Source organism: Blastopirellula sp. J2-11, from assembly GCF_024584705.1.
Taxonomy (GTDB): Bacteria; Planctomycetota; Planctomycetia; order Pirellulales; family Pirellulaceae; genus Blastopirellula.
On the sequence record NZ_CP097384.1, the window covers coordinates 6,278,906 to 6,302,039 of the forward strand.

The following is a 23,134-nucleotide window of genomic DNA, read 5'->3' on the forward strand; positions in this document are numbered from 1 at the left end:
AACAGGTGAAAACGTTCGTTCTATTTGCCCGTCCAATCTGCGTCATCTTGTTGACATCGCTACTTTCCGCGGCAACTGTCGCCAACGAAGCGACTATAGTTCGTTCCACACAATCGGGTTCCTGGTCATCGCCAACAACTTGGGACTCTGGCAAAGCACCGCAGACCGGCGATAGCGTCGTCATCGGCAAGGATCATCACATTCTGTATGACGTCGAGTCGAACAAGGTTCTGCGGCTGGTTCAAATCGCCGGCAAGCTCGAGTTCGCACGTGATCGCAATACGCTGTTAGAAGTGGGGCTAATTACGTTAACCTCAAGCGAAATTCCTACGGAAGAAGGTTTTGATTGCCTGGAGTTACCCACGCACATCCATCCGGGACAGCATCAGGCCGAATTGTTAATCGGGACGCCAGACCAACCGATTCCGGTAGAGCATCATGCGACAATTCGCCTCCATTACGTTGAAGGGATGGACAAAGAGTCGTGCCCGGCGCTGCTGAATTGTGGTGGTCGACTAGAGATCCACGGCGAACCGATGCAGCGTACTTGGGTCAAGATGCACCGCGGCAGCGAAGTTGGAGACACGTCGGTCGTGGTTGACGAATCGGTCGCTGATTGGCGCGAGGGGGATCGAATTATTGTCACCAGCACCGAGCGCCAGCGCGATCGACGCGGATCACGCGGCGGCTTTTTGGACAACGCCCAAACCGAGATGCGGCAAATCGTCCGCGTCGGATCCAAAGATTTCACCGGCGGGTATCCAATCCGTTTTGACAAGCCACTGACGTTCGATCATTACGCGGTCGGTGATTTTCGAGCGGAAGTCGCGAATCTGACGCGCAATGTGGTGATCGAATCGGCTCAACCCGATGGAGTACGCGGACATACCATGATTCACGCTCATTCGTCAGGTTCGATCAGCTACGCCGAATTTCGCCATCTCGGCAAACGAGACCTGCTTGGTCGCTACAGTCTTCACTTCCACCTGTGTGGCGATACGATGCGCGGCAGTTCGGTGATTGGAGCGTCGATCTGGGACAGCCACAATCGCTTTCTGACTATTCACGGAACCGATGCGATCGTCGTCCGTGATTGCGTCGGCTACAAATCGATCGGGCATGGTTTCTTCCTGGAAGATGGAACCGAAGTGAACAACATCTTGGATCGCAATCTGGCGGTGACGGTTGGGCCGGGCAAGCCGTTGCCCAAGCAGGTGATTCCGTTTGACCCCAATCGCGGCGCCGGTTTTTGGTTCGCCAATTGCCAGAACGTTTTTACCCGCAACGTCGCTGCCGAGTGCGCCGAATACGGATATCGTTTCGATTGCAAAGAAGAAGATGGCTATGATCCGGTACGTCCGATTCGCCAACCGAACGGCGAGGTCGTACAGCAAGACACGCGTGTGATGCCGTTCATTCGCTTTCAAGACAATGAAGCGCACACAATGAAGTTCTTCTGTCTCAACCTGCGCGGCGTTACTCGCCCCGAGGGAGGCGGCTTGGACATCTATAATCAAAACTTGACGCTCGCCAAAGAAGCGGCGGAGGCGATGCCGGCCGGAGGCGTTCCTTTCTGGATTCGGGACTTCCGCTGCTGGAAAGCGAATTGGGCCGTTCATCTGGGGACGACCGGCGTTTTTGTCGATGGACTCGATGTCTTCGATTCGGATGTCGCGATCTGGCGATCGATCATGGATCGTTCTGGGTATCGCCGTATCACGACTGAGAAGATGCGGGTCAACGATATTCACAATCCACTGAGCATGGGAATGCCCGAGGAAGATGAAAACGAAAGCGGTTCGGAAGGAAGACGCCGATTTGGGGGGGTATCGAGCTTCAAAGACAGCATGCCGCCAACCACAATGATCACCAAAGCGGTTCGTGAGGGAAACCTGGTCCGAATCGAAGGCTCAGTCGCCGATACTAGCGATCTCAAGCAAGTGGTCGTCAACGGACGACTGGCTCGCTCGGTGCGTGACAGCTTCGTCCAGTGGGAAATCGTGCTTGAGGCCGAATCAGCGGCGCCGCTGCAAGTGATCGCGGCAGCTGAAGACGTCAATGGGCTTACCGAAGTCGTCCCGCATGAGATCTATGTTGGCTCTGGGGCAAGTTCGTCTGGCTCATCCCACCAGCATGTAAAGACGATGCCGGCGCATACGCACATCCACCAATAGATTGCAAAAATTTCAGGGCGGCCTCTTAAAATATGAAGCCGCCATTTTCCTTTGTCGCTCGAAGAGAAGTTACCGATTAAACAGTTCGTTCAATCCTTTGTTGATCCCCTTTTCGATCAGCCCTTGCGCCGCGCCGCCGATTGCCTGGCCGGCGATGTTTTCGATCGCTCGTGCGTCCAGCTTCGGGCTTTCCAGCGTTCCGCCGATCGGTACTTCCAACGTTTTGCCACGTAAGCCGGCGAGGGTAGGATTGCTTTGAATCCAGGCTTCTTGCACCGGAATCGTGGCGATCATATCGATCGTATGGTCGATTCCGACCGAACCTTGCGTGACGATTTGCACCGAGTCGACCTGCATCGTCAGGTTCTGGTGAAAGACGCGGCCGCCGCTCATTTGAATCGGCACTTGCTGCTCGGGCATCCGCATCAGCACCGTCTCGTTCGGGTTGATCGCGCCGGGGAGCTGTTTCTTGGCGATCGCTTGAATCTGCTTGGCGATGACGACGTACTGATACGCCAACGGACCAGGACGAACTTCGGCGCCATGGATGGTCAACGTGCCCGACGCTTCACCACCCATCGGATTGAAGAGCGGGAAATCTCCTTGCTGTACGTCGAGCGAGAAGCGTCCTTCGGCGCGGGTCGAGTCGGCCAACAGCGGAGCGGCGAATTTCATCCAGCCTTGGCACATCTGCGGCGTGATCGCCAGATTCTCGACGATTCGGCTTTTCGGCAGTTGCAGCAGCGGAGGGTTCGAAAGGAGCGTCATCCGCGGCTGGGCGTTCAGCTTTCCGCCGCTGATATCCAATCGCAACGGATCAAACGAAACGATCCCCTGGTTGAGATTCGCTTTCACGTTGGCGGCGCCAATCGGCACGCCGTACAACATCGCTTGTTGCCAACCAATCGAACCGGCGGCCGACAGTTGCGGCGAAAGCCATGCGAAGGCGCCGGTCGACTCCGAGTCAGGCGTACTCAAAGGGCCCGAGATCTGGAACGGCGACTGCTGCTTGCCGGTCAGCTTGACCTCTTGGCCCGCAAACGCCGCGATCACCGGCGCGAGTTGATCCCAGTCGTAGTTGGCGTTGCCTTGCAAATTGGCGACCGGTGTGGTCGACCACGCTTGAATCTTTCCGGCTGCAGCGACTTGAACGGCGGTCGTCGACAATTGCATCGTTTCGATCGTCGCGGTATCGGCCGCATCGATCGCACAATTCAACTCGAACCCGACGCTCGGCTCGCGCCAGACGACATCGTACTGCGAACCGGCGGCGACATCGGTTCGAGTGCTCACTTGCTGCATCTGCGGGGTTGCTGTCCGCGACAAAGCGCCCAGCTGGAAGTTTTTGATCTCGCCGACGATTCGGGCGGTGACGCCGCTGGCGACTTGTTCAAAGTTCAAACTACCGGCCAATTCTCCCGACGGGCGAAACGCCGGCTGCGAGGCCCAGCGCTTCCACTGCATCGTCCGATTCAAATCGAGCCGATAGGCGATACTGCCGACGGCTGAGCCTTTGCGAGCATTGGTCGCCGGCAAGTAATTTACTTGCTTGCCGCGGGCCGAAACCGTAGTTCCCACCAACGTAAAGTTGGGCGCCAAGATGCGACCATCTTCTAACCCATACGCCAGGTCTCCATCCAACTCGACATTCGGTTCAAAGAAATTCAGCGTCGGTGAGCTAATCGCCAGATTGCTAAGTGAAGCGCGAATGTCGGAGATCGCAACCTGTTGCGACGTCAAAGCGACGTTGGCGACAGCGGCGGTTGTTCCTTCGAGTCGCAAGTCGCCGAGATTCATGAGCCCCGCCAGGCGACCTTGCCAGTGAGCCAACGAGCCGTTGAGCTGCAACTTTAGCTGCTTCGGCTCGACGCCGCCGATCGTGATCGGCGCCGCCAGTTCAAGCATTAACAAATCGTTGCCGGCGATCCAACTTAACGAACCCGTTTCGATCAGCGAGTTATCTCGAATCGTCGAATTGAATTTGATTTCGGCGGCGTTGTCATTCCAGATGTCGACCCCGTCGCGGGTGGCCCGCATGTTGGCGCCGCGGAACGAACCGGCCAAACTGGCGCTGTTGGCGCTTTGACGATGGATTTGCACCAATCCGTCGGCGAAGCCAGAGAGATCGACTCCTAGATCCACAAACTGCGCCAGTTCGGTCGACAACTTCGCCAGATCGATGGACGCATGAATCTGGGCGCCGCTGGCGTCTCCCGTTCCATCCGCTTGTAAAAAACTAGCGGTCGCTTCGGCTCGTTGCAGTTGCAAACCGGCCGGACCTTGCACCAACGTCAAGTTAACCGCCAGCGGATCGCGCCAGGTCACTTGTTGACCAGAAACGAGCGCACCGACATCGCTGACATTGCCGGTCGCCGAGATCAGTCCCGGTTGCTGCGGATCGTGCGCAAGCTTGAAGACCGCTTGACCGGATTGAATCACGGCGTCGTCGCGGAGTCGCATCAGTTGCGGAAAGCGGGCCCCCATTTTTTCGAGATCGATCGTCCCGCCTAAGCGCCAAGCCTGATTGCTGGCGGCGATCGGCGCGGCGGTAAAGTCGGTCAATTGCGAGATCGGCACGTCGCCGTCGGCGACAAAATTGGCGCCAAAATCGGTCATCACGGCGACCTCTTCGGCCTGCAGGCGTCCCGCGCCATGCAGCATCTTGCCGCGAAATGCGACCTGTCCGCCGCTCACCTGTTCAGGACCCAGCACCGCTGGCCATTGCACGCCGCCGATGATCGCTTGCATATCGCCGGAGACCGAATTCCCCTCGCTTGATTGCGCCAGTCGCAGTTTGCCATCGAGCTTGCCTTGCGTGCGCAATTCGGTTTCCAGTCGCGTTGCAATCGCTTGGGCTAATCCAAGCGGCACGCTTTCGGCGATCACATCGACCGTCGCTTCGCCGCCGGCCAAGAGTCCTTGCGCTTGTAGTCGCCCTGTTTGTTCTCCTTGTTTCACCGCCGTTTGCAAGGTGAAGTTTTGCACGACGCCCCCTTCGGCAGTCGTCGTGGTGGCGAAATCTATCGCGCAATCATCGAGCGACCATTGGTCGCTCGAGGTCGTTTCACGGATTCGAATCGAACCTTCACGAACCGTCAGGTCCATTTTAGGAATCGCAGACGTGGTCGCGGCGACGGCGACATCTTCCGAACTTTCATACTCGGCCGGCGGAAAGAGGATCGCTTCCAAATTGCTGCTACCCGGCGAAACGACAAGGTCGGCGCTGGGACGCAAGACTTCGATCGTGCCTAGATCGTCTTGATTCCAGATCAAACTGAGGAATGATTTACTGAGCTTCAGTTCTTCGACCGTTGCGACAACGTTTCCCTCGACATCGGCGAGCGTGACGTCACGTACGATGGTCGGAGACATCCAACCCAGCGAAGCGCCGCCAACGGTCGCTTTGCCGTTGATCCCGCCGGCGGCGCTGGAAACGGCGACCCCTAACAGCGGAGTCATCGCGATGATGCTGGGCGCGAGGTAGAGCCCGGCTAGCACCATGACCAGCAGCAACCAGCGCCAGCTGCCGCCGCTACTTTTGCGGGATCTTTTGCGCTTCGGTTTCTTCGAACGATCGTATTCGTCGTCGTAGTCTTGCTCGCGCGATTTCCGGTTCAGCGCCATGACTTGCGTCCTGCGATAGGTAGCTATCAATAAAAAGAGATCTAGGCGCTGGAACTTCTACCGAAATCCCCCCCCAGACGCCAGACCAAGCCGAACTGCTAGCACCGGAAGACTTTTCTCGCGGCCGCCGGATTCGCTAAAGTTTCCGAGCCTGGTTGCCGGGGTTGGGTTTGACAGCCGCTTTCAATTGCTTTATTTACCTCACGTCGTCGGCGCGCTGCCGACAAATTGTTCTCCGTGCGAACCAGTAAACAAGTGATTCGACCTCGCCTGATAACTTTGCTCATCGGAATGTTTTGCGTGCTGGTTCTTTCCGGCTGTCGCAGCGATCCGAATGTCGCCCTGTTGGAGCGTGATTTGCGCTACCTTGAGGACAAGGTCTATTCGCTGCAAGATGTCGTCGAAGAGAAAGATTCAGAGATCAACTCGATCCGGCGCGAAAATGAAACGCTGCGCAAGCGTCTCGGTCTCCCCGACTTGAACGACGACTTCCAATCGAGAAACGACTTGCCCGAGACGCCAGAGATGCTGATGGCGACCGGGTTGCGCCCCGTTACGCGTTCCCCCGCACTACAAGCTCCCACGATCGACTTGGGGATGTCGCTCGACGCCGATGAGGCCGAGGTCATCGATCGCCATGTCACGGCGATTCAAATCAATCCACGCTTGAGCGGCGGCTATGACTTTGACAAGAAGCCCGGTGATGAAGGGGTAATGGTCGTTATCGAACCTCGCAATCGCAACGGCCAATATGTCGATGAAACCGGTCAGTTGTCGGTCGTCGTCCTTGATCCGGCGCGCGAAGGTAAAGACGCCTACGTGGCGCGGTGGGACTTTGACTCGATCGACGCACAAGCCAAGATGAAGCGTTCGCTGTTGGGGAAGGGGATCCATTTGCAATTGCCCTGGACCTCCGGATATCCCGAACACGAAACGCTGGTTTTGTTTGTCCGCTACGAAACTCCGGACGGACGCAAGCTGGAGCAGAAGAAAGAGATTCGCGTCCAATTGCCGGCGACCATCTCGTCTCGCTGGACGCCTGCGATGCAAGACTTACAGCCGCGGATGTCGCATGCGCCGCGGATCAATGTGCCGTCGGTCGTCGATTTGACGCCGCCTGCCGATTCTCCAGAAATTTCGACACCCGCCGTTCGCACGGCGACGGCTCCTGAGTGGAAACCGTATCGCTAAAAAGTCGAGCGCCGCAGCGCGATGACTTCTTTCAGCGGCAAGCTGAAATGGGCGCATCGCGCAACGACTCTGACGACGGGAACAAGCCTTATTTGGCCTCTTCAACCGTGACCTTGATCATCTTGTCACCCTGCTTGATCGCGTCGACCACATCCTGACCTTCGGTCACTTTACCGAAGACGGCGTGCTTGCCATCGAGCCAGTCGGTCTTCGTATGGGTGATGAAGAACTGCGAGCCGTTCGTGTTTGGGCCCGAGTTGGCCATCGACAACACGCCGGGACCGTCGTGCTTCAAGTCGGGATGAAATTCATCTTCAAACTTGTAGCCGGGACCGCCGGTGCCGGTGCCGTTGGGGCAACCTGTTTGGACCATGAAGTCGTTGATCACGCGATGGAATTTCAGTCCATCGTAGAAGCCGTCGGTGGCGAGCTTCTCGAAGTTGGCGACCGTCTTCGGCGCCTTGTCGTCGTGCAACTGAACTTTGATCGTACCTTTGTCGGTCTCGATGGAAGCGACTTTCATCGCGTCTCCTCTTTGCGCTAAATACACGGTGGGGCAATATCAGAATCCCCTATTTTAGCCCTTCAACGATTGCTGCGTAACCGGTCGCAATAGCGTAGGGCTGGCCGTGCCTGCGGGAATCGCAGGAGAATTCATTCGGCAGGCATGGCCTGCCCTACGTCTACGGCTTAACCAATTGAATGAAAAAACCTTCCCCAGCGAAGCGTTGAAACCAATGGGGCAGATTGCGGGCAAACGCATCAAAATCGGCCGCTTGTTCCGCCGCCGCTTCGATCGCTGCGCCAACGCTCATGCCGGCGATAAGCGATTGTAAAAGCAGGAATTCACTCTCCTCAAGCGGGATCCGCCGCACGATAAACTCGCGCCGTGAAAGGGCCAACCAAGTCGCTGCGGCCGGCGGAATGGTCAACGGTCGGCCTGCTCGAAAGTCGCTGAAGTAGGCGTTCACCGGAAAGCGATAGGCGTGCAAGCTCAGACAAGGCGCCGCGATCAATTTCGTCTGCGGCCAATCGTCTGGCGAGACTTGCGCCAGATCGTCCGGCGTGATGACGCCCACTTGTTCGGTACCGGGGCCATCAAACGTTTGGGCGACGCTCCATTCGAATGAAGCGAGATCGATCAGAAAGTCCGCCCAGCCCGGCGCATCGCTCTCGGCCGCTGGACGGGTCGCTTCCAGATGAGCGACAAACTGATCGGCCAAGCGGGCGAGCGTATAGCTGGTCGACGGACGTTTGTCTAAATAGTCGAGCGCAAACCCGTCAAACAGTTCTTGCCCCAATGTTTCGCACAGCGCTGGAAACTGCTCACGCATGCACTCGACCAACCGGGCGAAGTACGCGTTGCCATACACTTGCAGTCGTTCAATGCTCGTGCGTTTCTGGCTACGGGCGATCACTTGCTCGACGTCGTCACTCGCGATATCGATCCACTGACGCGCGGCGGCGTTGTCGATGCCGGCGGAGATTCCGCGTGGACTCGTAATCACGCTTTGCATCCAGCGCTGTAGCGTCGTTAACGAGTGCGAGTCGCTCATTCGATCTCCGGCGTCACAAAGTGAAGCGGATGCGGCGCAGGTGCGTCTGCGTTGTTGGTGGCGATCGGCTCGGGCAACTCTCCTAACTGCGCAGCGATATGGCCACGCGCCTTCAGCACTTCGGCATGCATCACGTCAAAGGACGGTATGTTGGCGTCCCACTCTAATAGCGTCGACGCGCCGCCGGTCAACTCATACGCAAGCTGATAAAGTCGCCATACCGGGTCGATCACCGCGGCGTCGTGCGTGTCGATGCAGTAGTCGCCCATGTTGGTGTGGCCGGCCAGATGAAACTGCACGATCCGCTCGTGCGGCACGCCGCGTACATATTCGGCTGGATCAAAATCATGATTGACGCCAGAAACATAGACGTTGTTCACGTCCAACAGCAGTCCGCAATCGGCCTCTTTGGCCATCGCGGAGAGAAACTCCCATTCAGTCATTGTCGACGCGGCGAAGGTGATGTACGAACTGGGATCTTCCAGCACCAGCGGACGTTCGAGAAACTCCTGCACCGTTTTGATCCGCGCGACGACATGCGCCAGCGACTCTTCGCTGTACGGAATCGGCAATAGGTCGTGCGAATTGCGTCCGGCGACGCCGGTCCAACAAAGATGGTCCGAGATCCACCGCGCGTCGATCTCGCCAGCCAAGCGTTTCAACTTGGCGAGATAGTCGAAGTCGAGCGGATCGGTGCTGCCGATCGAGAGCGATACGCCGTGCATGACGAGCGGATAGCGCTCGGCGATTTGATCGAGCACATAACGCGGTCGCCCCTGCGTGTCGATGTAGTTCTCACTGATGATCTCAAACCAATCGACCGCCGGCCAATGCTGCAGAATGTGGCCGAAGTGGACCGAGCGCAAGCCGACGCCGAGTCCCAGGTTTTGATGGCCGAGCCGCGCCGCGGTCATGGCGTTCTCTCTCGGATGCGAATACCGGCGCAGCCAAACGCGGCGCCGGAAAAAGTTCCACAGGCAAGCAAGGGGGGGGAACTACGCTTTCGGTTCCGGCGCCGGTTTGACCTCTTTGCCTTCTTCCTTCATGCGGGCTTCAAACTTCTCGCGAGCGCCGTCCCAGGCTCCTTCCATCAACGGAATCGCGCAACCGCCTTTGCCTTTGCACTCGTTCGTGCCGACTTCGTTGTGGCAACCTCCTTGGCCTTTGCATTCATTGTGACCGCCGCAGGCATGGGCTTCCAACGTCGCACAAGCGCCGGCGCCGGCGCAATCGTTGTCGCCTCCTTTTCCTTTTCCCTTGCACTCATTCAAACCGCGACAGAGGTGCCACTCCGCTGTTTTCTCTTCACCGGCAGCATCGCCCCCGGTTGCGGCGACATCGGTCTTGGTTTGACCACAGCCGAGCGCGGCGCCTCCCAGCATTCCTCCCAGCGCGGCGGCGGAAAGACGATTGAAGTCGCGACGATCGAGATGGCGTTTGTCGTTGGTAGTCATGTCGAAGGGTCCTGATGGGATTTGGGGAAAAGACAGACGTGCCGTCTTTTAAGGGCAATCCAAGAGAGATACCCTACCGGCGGCGTTGTTAGAAGTCTAGCAACTACCGCCGCTAGAGGATTGTGGATAAACCTACAAATTTTTGGTTAAGATCGCCGAAATCCGCGGCGCCCAACCATGGTTTGACTGCCAAAACGAATCCAACTTTCTTCTAATATTGATCGTACACGCGAGAAAGCGACGTCGCTTTCGCTGCAGTTACCGCGTTCCTTGCTGCGCCAAACCGGCCGGCGCTGATTTCGGGCGGATTGGATGAACACGACACCAAGACAATCGCCACGAGGATCGACGCTCAGGCTCGTCTATAACCTCTTCACCGATCTCTTCTTCGGGCCAAATTTCCGCTGGAAAGATAACCTGCTGCAGGGAATCATCGTCGCCGCGTTTCTAGGTATAGGCGCCGTTTATGGCTTGCTCATCGCCGAAGATCCCTATCAAGGCGTTTTGGTCGGCAGTCTGATCGGCATCGTCTCTGGCGGACTAGGCAGCGGTTTCTCGCTGATGATCTTCCGCGGGCTGCGGCATCTACTGGGGCGTCATGATTAAAAATGAATTTTTCTTCGTGAAGTTCGGCATATTCTGGCATTTTGGTTCTCTGTGCTGTTAGGTGCGTGAGATAGAACGCCGATAACCGCTGCTTGCCAGCTGACAGTTGCCCGCAACCAGCAGTTACCCCACCTTTCGGACTATTGCTACGGCTACCCCTTACGCCCGTTGTGATGCGGTTTTAAGGGCAGTATAATCGCCTTCTTCTACTACCGGTTTCGTAGGCGATCGACGAAGCCAGCTACGGATCAAAAGAAGCGACGGACCCGCTGACAGCGTTTCGCATGACAGAGCTTTCGCAAGCGGCGATCGAACGTCCGCTTGAGTTGATACATCACTAGACGAGTTTGCGTCGCACGTGGTCGTTGCACCCCAGACCGCGGCGCTAGTTCAAGGAGAAATGACAGTGGCAGTTCGTGTTGCAATCAATGGTTTTGGACGCATCGGTCGTTTGACCTTTCGTAATCTCATCGCTCGCGGCAAAGAGTTCGAAGTGGTCGCGATCAACGACCTGACCGACAACAAAATGCTGGCGAACTTGCTGAAATATGACAGCACGCATCGTCGCTTCCCCGGCACGGTCGAATACGATGCCGAAGGTTTGACCGTCAACGGCACCAAGATTCGCGTCTTTGAAGAGCGTAACCCGGCCGCGCTGCCGTGGGGCGACTTGGGCGTCGACGTCGTCGTCGAAAGCACCGGCGTCTTCACTTCGCGCAAGACCGACGCCAAAGCTGGCTACGACTCGCACTTGGACGCCGGCGCCAAAAAGGTCGTGCTGAGCGCTCCGGCCAAAGACGCTCCTGACTTGACCTGCGTGCTGGGCGTGAACGACAACGAACTGACCGCCGACATGAAAACCGTGTCGAACGCCAGCTGCACGACCAACTGCTTGGCCCCGGTCGCCAAAATTTTGAACGACTCGTTTGGCCTGAAGAATGGTTTGATGACCACGATTCACGCTTACACGAACGATCAGCAAGTGCTGGACCTGCCGCACGCCGATCCTTACCGTGCTCGCGCCGCGGCCCTCAACATCATTCCGACCTCGACCGGCGCCGCCAAAGCGGTCGGTCTGGTGATTCCGGCCCTCAAAGGCAAGCTGACCGGTATCTCGATGCGTGTTCCGGTTCCGACCGGCAGCGTCGTCGACCTGGTCGCCAACCTCGACAAGTCGGTCACCAAGGAAGAAATCAACGCCGCGATGAAAGCGGCCGCCGATGGCCCGATGAAGGGCATCCTGTGCTACACCGAAGACCCGATCGTTTCGTCGGACATCATCGGTGATCCGCACAGCTCGATCTTCGCCGCTCCGCAGACCGAAGTGATCGACGGTTCGCTGGTGAAGATCGTCTCGTGGTACGACAACGAAGCTGGCTACTCGGCTCGCACCGCTGACCTGGTTTCCAAGCTGGGCAATATGTAGTCACGTCGATTACATCGCAAAAATACAAAGCCCTCGTCGCAAATCGCGACGAGGGTTTTTTTGTGCGCTGGTTCAAACTAAGGTAGTTTTAATGGGGTAGTGCGGCCGCATTCGCGTCATTTCTACACCCAACACCCCCCGGTCAAGGGAAGCAATTTCCTCCGGATTCGGCAAGGCTAGGAGTCCTTACTCAATGGCGAAAACAACTCGACGCGTGGCGATCAAAGCAATGACGGCAAGCGCCGCTTTGATCAGTCTTCAAAATTCGGACGTCCACGCGCAGGAGGCCGCCGCAACCGACAAGTCGTCGTCGGTCAGTCGACTCGAAAATCGTCATGACCGCGTCTGGTTGGGCGAAGAGTACTGGGCCAATCCGATGGAGGACTGGCGCATCGTCGACGGCGCCGCCGAATGCCAAACGACCGGCGGTGATCGCAACGTGCAGTTGCTGACTCATCAACTGACCAACGCCCAGGGTGCATTGATGATGTCAGTGAAGCTGCGCCAGGTCGAAATCAACAAAGCCGATGGCGGCGCCGGCTTTCGGATCGGCGTACGTAGCGACATCAACGAACATCGCAGTAACTGCTTCGCCAAAAATGGTATCGACGCCGGAGTCGCGGCCGGCGAGCTGATCCTGGGAAGCGCGCGAAAACCTCTCGGCAAGAAACTGGCTGACCAAGAGATCCTGCTGTCGCTCTCGGGTAAGCCCGGCGAGAAAGGGTACCAGCTGACCCTCACCGCAGCGACGCCCGATTCAGACCAGCCGCTCGCGACGCTCACCGAAACGGTTCCCGCCAATTCGGTTCTCGGCAACGTCGCCCTGGTCAATAACTTCAACAAGATGTCGGCCAACAAACGCGGCGCCCGGTATCGATTTTGGAATTGGGACGTCAGCGGCGACGCGCTGACCGAAACGGTCGAGAACAAGTTTGGCCCGATCTTGTGGTCGATGTACTCGCTGAGCGATTCGCGCTCGGATGAAGGCTTTGTCCTCAAATTGAGTGCGTTGACCGGACCGCTGGGTGAACAAGATAACCAGACCGTCGAACTGCTTGTGCAAAAGAACGATCAATGGACTTCGCTGGGGACGGCCGATCTGGACAAAGACGCTTGGGTTGCGACGTTCCGAATTCCGAACTGGGACGAAAAGGTCGCAACGCCGTTCAAGCTGGTCTATCGCGAAAGTCTTCGTGACGGCGGCGTCAGCGAGTCAGACTGGACCGGCACGGTGAAGGCCAATCCCGTGGGTCGCCCGCTGCGCGTCGGTGCGTTGACCTGCCAGAACGACTACGCGTTTCCCTACGAGCCGGTCTGCAACAACCTGTTGGCCCTCGATCCCGATATTCTCTACTTCTCGGGCGATCAGCTTTACGAAAATCATGGCGGCTACGGGCTCATCCGTGATCCGGCCGACCCGGCGATCCTCAACTATCTGCGCAAGTACTATCAGCATGGCTGGTCGTTCCGAGAAGCGATGCGCGATCGCCCGACCCTCTGTCTGCCGGATGACCATGACGTCTTTCAAGGCAATATTTGGGGCGAAGGGGGAGCGCCGATGATCAAGGGCGATACTTCGTCGGCCGGCGGTTATCGCGAACCAGCGCGCATGGTCAACGTCGTCCACAAGACGAATACCGCTCATCACCCTGATCCGTTTGATCCAATTCCTTGCTTGCAGGACATCAGCGTTTACTACGGCGATGTTGTTTACGGCGACGTTAGCTTCGCCGTGGTCGCCGATCGTCAGTGGAAGAGCGGGCCCGATCATGTTGACACCGGCGGCGGTCGCCCTGACCATGTGCCGGATCCTGATTTCGATACGTCGGTGCTCGACAAAGAAGGCCTCATCCTGCTGGGCGAGCGGCAAGAAGAGTTTTTGAAGCAATGGGTCGACGATTGGCGCGGGCATGGGCTCAAGGTCCTGCTGAGTCAAACCGTCTTTGCCGGCGTTGCGACGCACCACGGAGGATACGACGGTTATCTAAAGGCTGATCTCGACTGCGGCAGTTGGCCGCAAACGGCTCGCAACCGGACTATCGATATCATCCGCAAAGGAATGCCGCTGCATATCAACGGCGATCAACATCTGACGACGCTGGTGCAATACGGCGTCGAGAAACAACGCGATAGTTGCTGGTCGTTTTGCACGCCGGCCATCGCCGTCGGTTATCCCCGCTGGTGGCGCCCTGACGAACTCGGGATGCCGCACCAGAACCGTCCGAAACATGGCCTGGCCGATACCGGCGAGTACATCGACGGCTTCGGCAACAAAGCGTACGTCTACGCCGTCGGCAATCCAGAGGTCGCCACAAAACGGAACCGTTACGAGCGCGCTCACCAAAAAGGAAGCGGCTTCGGCATCGTCACCATCGACACCGCCGCGAAGACCTACAAGCTCGAGTCGTTCAAATTTCTGGTCGACGCGACCGACGGCAAAGCGTCGAACCAATTCCCTGGCTGGCCGATCACGATCCAGCAACAAGAAAACGGCGGACAAAACGTGATCGCGTAACTCCCGCCGCGTCGGCAGCGCTCGCGTCTTCATCCCTATCCGAAGCGCGAGTGACGACGGCAATGCGTCCGCAAGCAAAAAAGGTAGGACCGGACCGCTGCGCAAATTTTCTATCCGATTACCCAGTCTTCCCAGGAGGAAGTTTGGGTGATTTAGGAATCGAATCTGCCCCCCAAGATCACCCAGCGAACCCACAAGCAGGGCCAGATCTACGGACCGGACCGCTGGACAAATTTTCTATTAGGCTACCCAGTCTGCCTGTGCGGCAATTTGGGTAATTTGCAAAGTTCTTCGAGGTCCCGAATAGGACCGAAACGTCGGACCGGACCACTGCGCGTTTTTCTATCAAACTACCCAGTCTGCCTGGATGGAAATTTGGGCCGCTTAGAGGGTCGCACCGAAGTCATCACCGGACCGGACCGCCGAATTGGTACCCGAGATTAGAATGCGGTCTTGCTGTCCCATTGGTCTTGGTGACGCCGTGGTCCGCGTGAGATCTTGCCTCCGAATTGTCAAAGAACCCCGTCGGCGACCAGCATGCCGCCTGAATGCTCTTTCCCGAGCGAGAGATGCTTTTGCAGTGTCACGATTCCCTGCGCCAAGCGAATCGACCACGAATCCGTGTGCAATGTCAAGGGACAACCTAGCGTGTGATCTCGACCGAAATAAGAAGTCACGCCATGTAGGCGGTCGGATCGCTCAGCCCATGTTTGGCGAACGCTTCTTTTCGTTCGACGCAGGCGCCGCATTTGCCGCAGTGCTCTTCGAGCCCTTTGTAGCAGGTCCAGGTCCGTTCGTACGGGACGCCTAGTTGGGCTCCGCGCTGGGCGATGTCTCCTTTGTCGATGTCGACGAAGGGGCGCCAGAGTTCGACGGCGCTCCAGTCGCACAGCTTGGCCGCCTGGTCCATCGCGGCGGCGAACTCCGGCCGGCAGTCGGGATAGATTGCGTGGTCGCCGCTATGAGCGCCATAGGCGACGGCGACACATTCTTGGCTGATCGCCCAGGCGATCGAGACTGACAGCAAGATCATGTTGCGGTTAGGCACCACCGTCAGCTTCATGTTCTCTTCGGCGTAGTGCCCTTCGGGGATCTCGATCTCGCGGCCGCTTAGGCTGTTAGCTCCAAACAACGGATTGATCGCCGAGAGATCGGCGACAATATGCGGCACGCTGACCTGCTCACAAAGCTGACGCGCATAGTCAAGCTCTTTCACATGTCGCTGACCATAGTTGATCGAGATGCCGCGCACATCGTGCCCGGCGTCGATCAGGTGATAGAGCAACGTGGCGGAGTCCATACCTCCGGAAACGACGGCGACGACTTTGGGCATGGGGAAGACTTCGAGTGCAATCCGGAAAACGGGAGAGGAACGCTCTCGCGCAGTATACTACAATACCGCGAGTCGCCTAAAGAGATGCAAAGAACCTGGGAGTCGAACGTAACGGCAATGGATCTTGCCGAGCGAAGCGAGCGGCGAATTTTTTGGCGTCCGTCAGAATGTAGCGGCGCCAAATGAAGTTTCCTGGTCCGCATAGCGACCCCTACGATTTCGTGGACGCTCACCAAAAAACGCGGCCGTCCAACAGGACGACCGCGTTTTGTATCTTCTGCGCAGCTCAAGCGGTCGTTCAACCGCTCCAGCGAGGCGATTAAACTTCTTTCGAATCGATCCAGGTCATCAGCTTGCGAAGGCGCTTGCCGACTTGCTCGACCTGGTGATCGCGTTCGCGGCGGCGGATCGCTTTGAAGCGGGGAGCGCCGGCTTTGTTTTCCAGGATCCAATCGCGGGCGAAGGTGCCGTCTTGGATTTCGGTCAGGACGCGCTTCATTTCGGCCTTGGTTTCGGCGGTGATGATCCGCGGACCGGTCGAATAGTCGCCGAACTCGGCGGTGTTCGAGATGCTGTACCGCATGTAGTTCAGACCGCCCTGATAGAGCAGATCGACGATCAGCTTCAGCTCGTGCATGCACTCAAAGTAGGCCATCTCTTCTTGGTAGCCTGCTTCGACTAGCGTTTCAAAACCGGCTTTGACCAGCTCGCTGACGCCGCCGCACAGCACGACCTGTTCGCCGAACAAGTCGGTTTCGGTCTCTTCAGCGAAGGTGGTTTCGATGACGCCGCCGCGGGTGCCGCCGATCCCCTTGGCGTAGGCCAGGCCGATCTTGCGGGTTTCTTCGCTAGCGCCTTCGCCCAGCGCGATCAGCGACGGAACGCCGCCGCCGGCGACATATTCGCTACGAACCAAGTGGCCCGGACCTTTCGGCGCAACCAGCAGCGAGTCGATGCCCTGGGGCGGTTCGATCTGGCCGAAGTGGATGTTGAAGCCGTGCGAGCACATCAGCACGTCGCCCGGTTTCAGGTTGTCGCGGATGTGGGCTTTGTAGATGTCGCCTTGGACTTCGTCGGGGAGCAGAATGTTGATGACCTGGGCCTTCTTGCAGGCCTCTTCGATCGACATCGGCTCGAAGCCGTGCTCTTTGGCCAGATCGTAGTTGGCGCTGCCAGGACGCTGCCCGATTACGACATTGCAGCCGCTATCGCGCAGGTTCTGAGCTTGGGCGTGTCCTTGCGACCCATAACCCAAAATAGCGATCGTCTTATCCTTCAAGACGGAAAGGTCGGCATCATTGTCGTAGTAAATCTTGGCGGGCATTGAAAAATTCCTGTAACGCAACAAAACGGGTATACGGAAAGCAGAGCGACCCCAGGCCGGAACCCTGCGAGCATGCAAAAGAACAGCCAAGACGCGCGGTGCGTCTCGACAAATGGTTTATTCGATGGGCTTTATTCGATGGTGCAACCGCTACGGACAATCGCGATTCGGCCGGTGCGAACCAGTTCGATAATTCCGAACGGTCGTACGCTTTCGATAAACGCGATGATCTTGTTTTCGGTCCCTGACATTTCGACCACGACTTCTTCGGCGCCGACGTCGACAATGCGACCGCGGAAGATGTCGGCCAACTCGCGAACTTCACTTCGCTTGCCGCCGGCGGTCGAAACCTTGATCAACATCAAGTCGCGTTCGACAAAGTCTTGCGAGCTGACGTCCAGCACGCGAACGACCGTGACGATCTTTTCGAGCTGCTTGCGTACCTGCTCGAGCACCTGATCATCGCCTACGACTACAAAGGTCATCCGCGACAGGTTGGGTACGTCGGTTTCCCCTACCGCCAGCGAATCGATATTGTAGCCACGCGAAGCCAGCATCCCCGAGATGTGCGCAAGCACCCCGGGCACGTTCTGGACGACCGCCGAAAGGACGTGTCGCATCAGTTTCTCCCAGTAGAGTCAGAATAAACCCGCATGATAGCTGCCGCTGTAAGCGGGAACAAGTAGACGAGACCCCCAAAAGCCCCCTAGGTTCACCTAAGAACGCAGGAACTTCACGCGGACGTAAAGTTAGATTTCAGGGGGATTTAAGGTTGAAGAAGACCGCCTTCGTAAAGGAATACCGTCACTTTGCGTCACCGCTAAAGAGGGGGTATGATCAGACGATCCGAATGCAGCGTGACCAAAGGTGTTCAGAACATCACGTAAAGTATTTGATGATGAGCCAACGATGGCAGCCAACGGAAATTCGCCGATTTATACGTGGTTTCTCAAGTAGCGCACGAACCGCGCTAGTGGACACCGATTCAGGTCGCGGATACCTGAAAGCAATGGGAGGGCCCGAGGGACCGCATACCTTAGCAGCTGAAGTAGTTGCTACACAGTTGGCGGCTTGGTTTAAGTTGCCGGTTTTTGATTGGGCAATCGTCCGTGTCGACGAGTTTACGGAAATACCATTTTTCAATCCCAGTGGGGAATTTGAAAGAAATGCGGAACAAGGTCCGGCATATATCACTCAAGAAGAATCTGGAGCGCCCTGGAACGGTGGTGAACGCCAACTGAAGATGCTGATGAATCCGGAGGCAATTTCCCGATTGGTAGTATTTGATACCTGGGTTTTGAATTGCGACCGTTATTCCGAAAGACTGGACTCTGTCGTTCCACAGACAAGAATAAATAGAGACAATGTGTTCCTCAGTGGAGAAGCTCCAAAGGGGGAGTATTTATTGAAGGCGATGGACCATACGCACTGTTTCTCGTGTGGGCGTGAGTGGACGACAAAGCTGTCGCATCTGGACAGAATTCGAGTTCAGCGATCGTTCGGACTGTTCCCTGAGTTTCGTAAGTACTTACGAATAGATGCTGTCGCAGATGCCGCAGCGGATCTAAAATTGATTCATGAGCCGACAGTTCGTGAGTTTGTAAGCGTTATCCCCGTAGAGTGGGAAGTCTCAAGACAAGTAGCGGATGCTCTGATTGATCTGATTGTCAGACGTGCGGGCTATGTGGCGGATAATGCAAAGCGCATTATCTGGCCGCAAGGGCAACTGTTTGACGAAGATTTGTAAAGGAGCTGAGAGAAAATGACCACCGAAAAAGGCTATTACAGCGTTATTCAGTACTGTCCCGATCTTGGTCGTTTTGAAGCGGCCAATGTAGGCGTTTTGTTGTTTTGTCCGCAAAGCGGATTTCTTCAAGCATTGACATCAAAAAGCAATCGCCGCATCAAGAAATTTTTTGGAAAGATCGGTCACGACTGGAAACGAATCGATGCGATCAAAAAGTCGCTCGAAGAATCCTTGGCGAACGGCTCGTCCAAAATCGATTCGCTAGAGGCGCTGCAAAAGTTCATCGCGACGCGTGCAAATGCTATCCAGCTGTCCGATCCAAAACCAATTCGTGTTACGAATGCGGCGGACGACCTGCAAGCCTTATACAATGAACTTGTCGGAGAAACTCCCGGGCCTGCGAAACGAGAGAATCTCACGAAGCAGTTAGATCGAAGATTTCTCGACGCTGGAATCGGCGATCGGATCGTTCATGAGATGAAAGTGGAAGTTCCCATTCTGGAAAAAGAGATCGAAATTCCCTTCGGGTTCCAAAATGGTCGCTTCAATTTAATCACGCCGGCGCGCTTTCAAGGCGCGACGCCAGACGCATTGTTGAGCACCGCATTCAAATGGGCTGTCGAGGGTCGATCGATTTATAACTATAAAGACCCTGCCCGCGGGCATCAAAAACTTGTTGTCGTAGGACAGTTTCTCGAGGGAGATAAAGAGTCTTCTGCAGCAGTACGTCGCGTTCTTCAAGCAAACGATGTCAAACTCTATTCGACGGAAGAATTACCGGAGCTTATCGACGAAATTCGACGGACCGGCAAGATAATGCACGTCGAAAACTGACTTGAAATACGATATCTAACTCTGATCTTCTTCCTGCTTTTCCGCCCCCGGCCGATGGCGCCCGATCAATCGCGTCACGTCGGCCAATACTTGCGGCAGCGCCCAACCTCCTGGCGACGCCAGATAGCGGGGAGCCCAGATCGGTTTGAACTTGGATTTGTAGGCCCGCAGGCCTTCAAAGCTGTAGAAATGGTCGCCGTGGCGATAGACCAGGCCGGCCACTTTGTTCCAGAGCGGCGCCAGATGGCGATCCTCGATCCCAGACAGCGGCGCCATGCCAAAGTTGAACCATTCGAATCCCTCCTCCTTCGCCCAGAGCAGCAGTTCGATGAACAAAAAGTCCATCAGACCGGGGATCGAAGAGTCGTACCGCATCAGGTCAATCGACGCTTCTTCTTTGGGTTGATTCGCCAAGATGTTGGCGAACGCGACGATGTTCTCTTCGTTTCGAATCACGGCGATGTCAAAATGGCTCAAATAGGCCTCGTCAAAGTAAGCCAGCGAAAACCCTTTTTCGACCGCATGTTTCTCGGCGAGCCAGCCGTCCGAGATCTCGCGGAGTCGCGGCATCAGTTCGGTCGCTTGTCCATGCGGAATGATTTCAAACGTGTAGCCTGACTTTTGCAGCTTGTTGCGTGTGGAGCGCAGATTTTTGTAGTGACTGCCGGCGATCGAATAGTCGCGAACCGGCACGCGACCATCTTCCCCCAGTTTCAACAACGTCAAACCTTGATCGAGATAGATCGAAAGATTCTCCGGCGCAACCTGGTAGAAGACAGGCCAACCGTCGTAGTGATCGCACAGCTCTCGATATTTCCAGATCAACTCTGGCCACTGCTGGACCGGACCAACGGGATCTCCCATCGCGATCCACGATCGTTTTTCGACCGCGTACATGAGGAACGCGCTGCGATCCTCGCTAAACAAGAAGCGTTTGTCCCCCAGCAGCGCCAGAGTCGACGTGACGCGCGGCGCTTGGGCGACGATCGCTTGGACCGCTTGCATCTCTTCGGCTGTCGGCGGCTGCGTACGCGGACCTGGCGCACGAGAGAGGAGTCTCCAGACGGTAAAGATCAATAGCACCGCCGCGATGCCGACGCTGGCGCGAAGAAAGCGGGGAGCATCGCCGTGAAAGGCGAAATCCCACCACAGGTCGTTCTGATAGTCGACATGACGATAACTGAAAAAACCGAGCCAGAGAGCGCTGAGAAGCGCCAGCGCCAGCATGCCGATCCAGCCCGGCGTGAACCGCTCCTGCACCAGCGAGCCCTTGCGATAGAAGCGGCCGCGGCTCGCCAGCAACGCGGCCAGCACCAGCGACAACAAGATCGCCGCTTCGTAGTCAAACCCCTTGAGCAGCGAAGTGACGACGCCGGCTGCCAGCAAGAGAGTCGCGGCCCACCAGGCCGAGTCAAGTTTCAGCTGCAGTCCCCGCGCCGTCAGCAACAGCGCAGCGCCGGCGACGCTGCCCAAAAAGTGAGACGCTTCTAAAAACGGCAGCGGCAGATAATGCTTCAGCTCGGTAATGCGCGCTCCCACGACCGGCGTATTGCCCGCGAGCAGCAGGACCACGCCAGCCAAAAATGCGGCGAACGCAAGCAGGGTCGGCAACACGGCGGCGGCGATTCGCACCGCTTGCATCGCCATCGGATCGACATGCTGGCGATGGACGCGATACTCTTGGGCGCCCAACAAAACGATCGCCGCGAACAACGGCAGCAAATAATAAATCACGCGAAAAACTAGCAGCGCCGCAACCACATCATCTTTGGCGGTCGACTCGGTCAACGTGAGGATCACCAGTTCAAACACGCCGATCCCGCCTGGCACGTGCGTCAACACGACGGCGATCGACGCCAACAAAAAGACCCCCAAAAACTGCGGATAACTCATTCCGATATCAGACGGCAACAGCACGAATAAGCAGCCGGCCGCGATGACAATATCGGCCACCGCAACGCCCAGTTGCGCCGCTGCGATCTCTGGCCCCGGCAAGCGAATCTCTTGTCCTGCGACGTGAAAAGGCTTTTTCCAAAAGTAGGTCATCAGCATGTAGCTGGCCGCGATCACCAGCAACACCCAGCCGAAGCCATCGACCGTTTTGAACGGCAGATGCAGGTCGGGTGGAATCTGGAACGGATCGAAGACGAACGCGAGCCCTCCCGCCGCGAACACGCCGATCCAAAACGTGCCGCCGAGCATCAGCGTTAACTGCAAAATTTCGACCGACGAGAGCCCTAGCACCGAATAAGAGCGATAACGAACCGGCGCCCCTCCTAATGTCGCGCCAAAGTTATAGCTCGCGGCGAACCCCGTAAACGATGCAAAAGCGACCCGCGGCAGCGACAACCGCCGGCCGATCGCTTTCAGCGCCAACAGATCGTAACCGATCAGAACGACATAGTTGAGAATCATCAGCGCCGCGCACAGCGCAATCTTCAGCGGCGGCATTGCGCTCAAGCTTTGCCGAACGTCGCGCCAATGGTAGTTTCGCAGCTCATGCCCCAACAGCCAGGCGGCGCCGCAAAATATCAAAACCGCCGCAAACGGCGTCAATCGTGAAAGCAGCCGTTTCATTCCCGTTGTTCCCACTTTCGGCACGACGTGTCGCTACGATCGACCAGACCCGCGGCTGGCGATCTCTTCCAAGAGATCGGTTTGCAACTGCTGAATCTCCAACAACCTTTGCCATTGATGAGTGAGCAGCAAGTCGAGTTTTGAGTGAAGATGGCGAATCTCAAGCTCCGCTTTCAAATTCACGCGATAGTCATGTTCGGCCCGCAGGCGATCTTTCGCCTCTTGACGATTCTGACTCATCATGATGACCGGCGCTTGAATCGCTGCAAGACAAGATAACACCAGATTGAGCAAAATGAAGGGAAAGGGATCAAACGGCGTCGTCAGCAGCGTGATCGAGTTCAACATGATCCAGACGACCAGCACCGCGCCAAACAGCAGGATAAAGGTCCAACTGCCGCCGAAACTAGCGACGCGATCCGCGAGTCGCTGCCCGAGCGACTTTTGCTCTTCAAATTCTTCGTCGGGGTTTTCCGCCAAAATCTCGTGCTGTCGCAGACTCTCGACGACCTGGTCTTCTAAGACTGACAGTTCGCCCCGCTCGGTCTCCAGCGAATGCTGAACATAGTCGGCCCGGAACCGATTCAAATCGGCGACGCAGATGTGGCTCGCGTCGTTCCAGGCAGGACACGCTTGCTCGATCAATTTGCCCACCGAAGCACGGACCAAATCGGCCGGCAGAACGGCATCGGCCGAGAACGACTTGCCGCAGATATCGCAACGGATTTCGAATTTGCGTTTCGCCATTTGAACCTCGCAGGCTCCCCGAAAAT

17 protein-coding genes are annotated in these 23,134 nt (G+C 56.9%); 7 read left to right on the plus strand and 10 right to left on the minus strand.

The genetic code is table 11. The features are described from left to right. The first annotated feature begins 5 nt into the window (after positions 1 to 5). Positions 6 to 2,174, plus strand: a complete 2,169-nt coding sequence (locus tag M4951_RS24980) for a G8 domain-containing protein (RefSeq protein ID WP_262024316.1) — start codon at positions 6 to 8, stop codon at positions 2,172 to 2,174. A gap of 69 nt (positions 2,175 to 2,243) precedes the next feature. On the opposite strand, the gene M4951_RS24985 is transcribed toward M4951_RS24980, so the two are convergent. Next, entirely contained in the window at positions 2,244 to 5,798 is a 3,555-nt protein-coding gene (locus tag M4951_RS24985; RefSeq protein WP_262024317.1) for a hypothetical protein, read from the minus strand. Between the two features lie 300 nt (positions 5,799 to 6,098). Here M4951_RS24985 and M4951_RS24990 point away from each other — a divergent pair, with 300 nt between their 5' ends. Then, positions 6,099 to 6,989, plus strand: a complete 891-nt coding sequence (locus tag M4951_RS24990; protein ID WP_262024318.1) for a hypothetical protein — start codon at positions 6,099 to 6,101, stop codon at positions 6,987 to 6,989. Between the two features lie 88 nt (positions 6,990 to 7,077). Here the strand turns inward: M4951_RS24990 and M4951_RS24995 are convergent, their stop codons facing one another. From M4951_RS24995 to M4951_RS25010, 4 genes are all read right to left on the minus strand, one after another. Then, entirely contained in the window at positions 7,078 to 7,512 is a 435-nt protein-coding gene (locus M4951_RS24995; protein WP_262024319.1) for a peptidylprolyl isomerase, read from the minus strand. 160 nt (positions 7,513 to 7,672) lie between these two features. Next, positions 7,673 to 8,545, minus strand: a complete 873-nt coding sequence (locus M4951_RS25000; RefSeq protein WP_262024320.1) for a DNA-binding domain-containing protein — start codon at positions 8,543 to 8,545, stop codon at positions 7,673 to 7,675. After that, a complete protein-coding gene (locus M4951_RS25005; RefSeq protein ID WP_262024321.1) occupies positions 8,542 to 9,459 on the minus strand; it encodes a DUF692 domain-containing protein in 918 nt (305 codons plus the stop codon). The genes M4951_RS25000 and M4951_RS25005 overlap by 4 nt, the downstream gene beginning before the upstream one ends. An 81-nt stretch (positions 9,460 to 9,540) precedes the next feature. Next, positions 9,541 to 9,999: a hypothetical protein gene (locus M4951_RS25010; protein WP_262024322.1), complete on the minus strand. Its 459-nt coding sequence runs from the start codon at positions 9,997 to 9,999 to the stop codon at positions 9,541 to 9,543. A 312-nt stretch (positions 10,000 to 10,311) separates the two neighbouring features. Between M4951_RS25010 and M4951_RS25015 the strand changes: the two genes are divergently transcribed. From M4951_RS25015 to M4951_RS25025, 3 genes are all read left to right on the plus strand, one after another. Further along, positions 10,312 to 10,605: a hypothetical protein gene (locus M4951_RS25015; protein ID WP_262024323.1), complete on the plus strand. Its 294-nt coding sequence runs from the start codon at positions 10,312 to 10,314 to the stop codon at positions 10,603 to 10,605. Positions 10,606 to 11,011: 406 nt separating this feature from the next. Further along, on the plus strand, positions 11,012 to 12,031 hold the full coding sequence (gap, locus tag M4951_RS25020; RefSeq protein ID WP_262024324.1) for a type I glyceraldehyde-3-phosphate dehydrogenase: 1,020 nt from the start codon (positions 11,012 to 11,014) through the stop codon (positions 12,029 to 12,031). Between the two features lie 193 nt (positions 12,032 to 12,224). Beyond that, positions 12,225 to 14,546, plus strand: a complete 2,322-nt coding sequence (locus M4951_RS25025) for an alkaline phosphatase D family protein (RefSeq protein ID WP_262024325.1) — start codon at positions 12,225 to 12,227, stop codon at positions 14,544 to 14,546. A gap of 673 nt (positions 14,547 to 15,219) precedes the next feature. Here M4951_RS25025 and queC read toward each other — a convergent pair. The 3 genes from queC to ilvN all read right to left on the minus strand — a co-directional run bounded on the left by queC (position 15,220) and on the right by ilvN (position 17,823). Next, a complete protein-coding gene (gene queC / locus M4951_RS25030) occupies positions 15,220 to 15,879 on the minus strand; it encodes a 7-cyano-7-deazaguanine synthase QueC (RefSeq protein WP_262024326.1) in 660 nt (219 codons plus the stop codon). A 319-nt stretch (positions 15,880 to 16,198) separates the two neighbouring features. After that, on the minus strand, positions 16,199 to 17,203 hold the full coding sequence (gene ilvC / locus M4951_RS25035) for a ketol-acid reductoisomerase (RefSeq protein ID WP_262024327.1): 1,005 nt from the start codon (positions 17,201 to 17,203) through the stop codon (positions 16,199 to 16,201). 131 nt (positions 17,204 to 17,334) lie between these two features. Further along, a complete protein-coding gene (ilvN, locus tag M4951_RS25040; RefSeq protein ID WP_262024328.1) occupies positions 17,335 to 17,823 on the minus strand; it encodes an acetolactate synthase small subunit in 489 nt (162 codons plus the stop codon). Between the two features lie 353 nt (positions 17,824 to 18,176). On the opposite strand from ilvN, the gene M4951_RS25045 reads away from it, so the two are divergent. Together M4951_RS25045 and M4951_RS25050 are read left to right on the plus strand one after the other, a co-directional pair. Further along, positions 18,177 to 18,950: a HipA family kinase gene (locus M4951_RS25045; RefSeq protein WP_262024329.1), complete on the plus strand. Its 774-nt coding sequence runs from the start codon at positions 18,177 to 18,179 to the stop codon at positions 18,948 to 18,950. 15 nt (positions 18,951 to 18,965) lie between these two features. Continuing rightward, positions 18,966 to 19,784, plus strand: coding sequence for a DUF3037 domain-containing protein (locus M4951_RS25050; RefSeq protein ID WP_262024330.1), 819 nt, complete (start codon positions 18,966 to 18,968; stop codon positions 19,782 to 19,784). Between the two features lie 15 nt (positions 19,785 to 19,799). Here the strand turns inward: M4951_RS25050 and mprF are convergent, their stop codons facing one another. Next, positions 19,800 to 22,361 (minus strand): bifunctional lysylphosphatidylglycerol flippase/synthetase MprF, encoded by a 2,562-nt coding sequence (gene mprF / locus M4951_RS25055; RefSeq protein ID WP_262024331.1) that lies wholly within the window; start codon positions 22,359 to 22,361, stop codon positions 19,800 to 19,802. 33 nt (positions 22,362 to 22,394) lie between these two features. Next, a complete protein-coding gene (locus tag M4951_RS25060) occupies positions 22,395 to 23,108 on the minus strand; it encodes a DUF1003 domain-containing protein (protein ID WP_262024332.1) in 714 nt (237 codons plus the stop codon). Between the last annotated feature and the right edge of the window lie 26 nt (positions 23,109 to 23,134).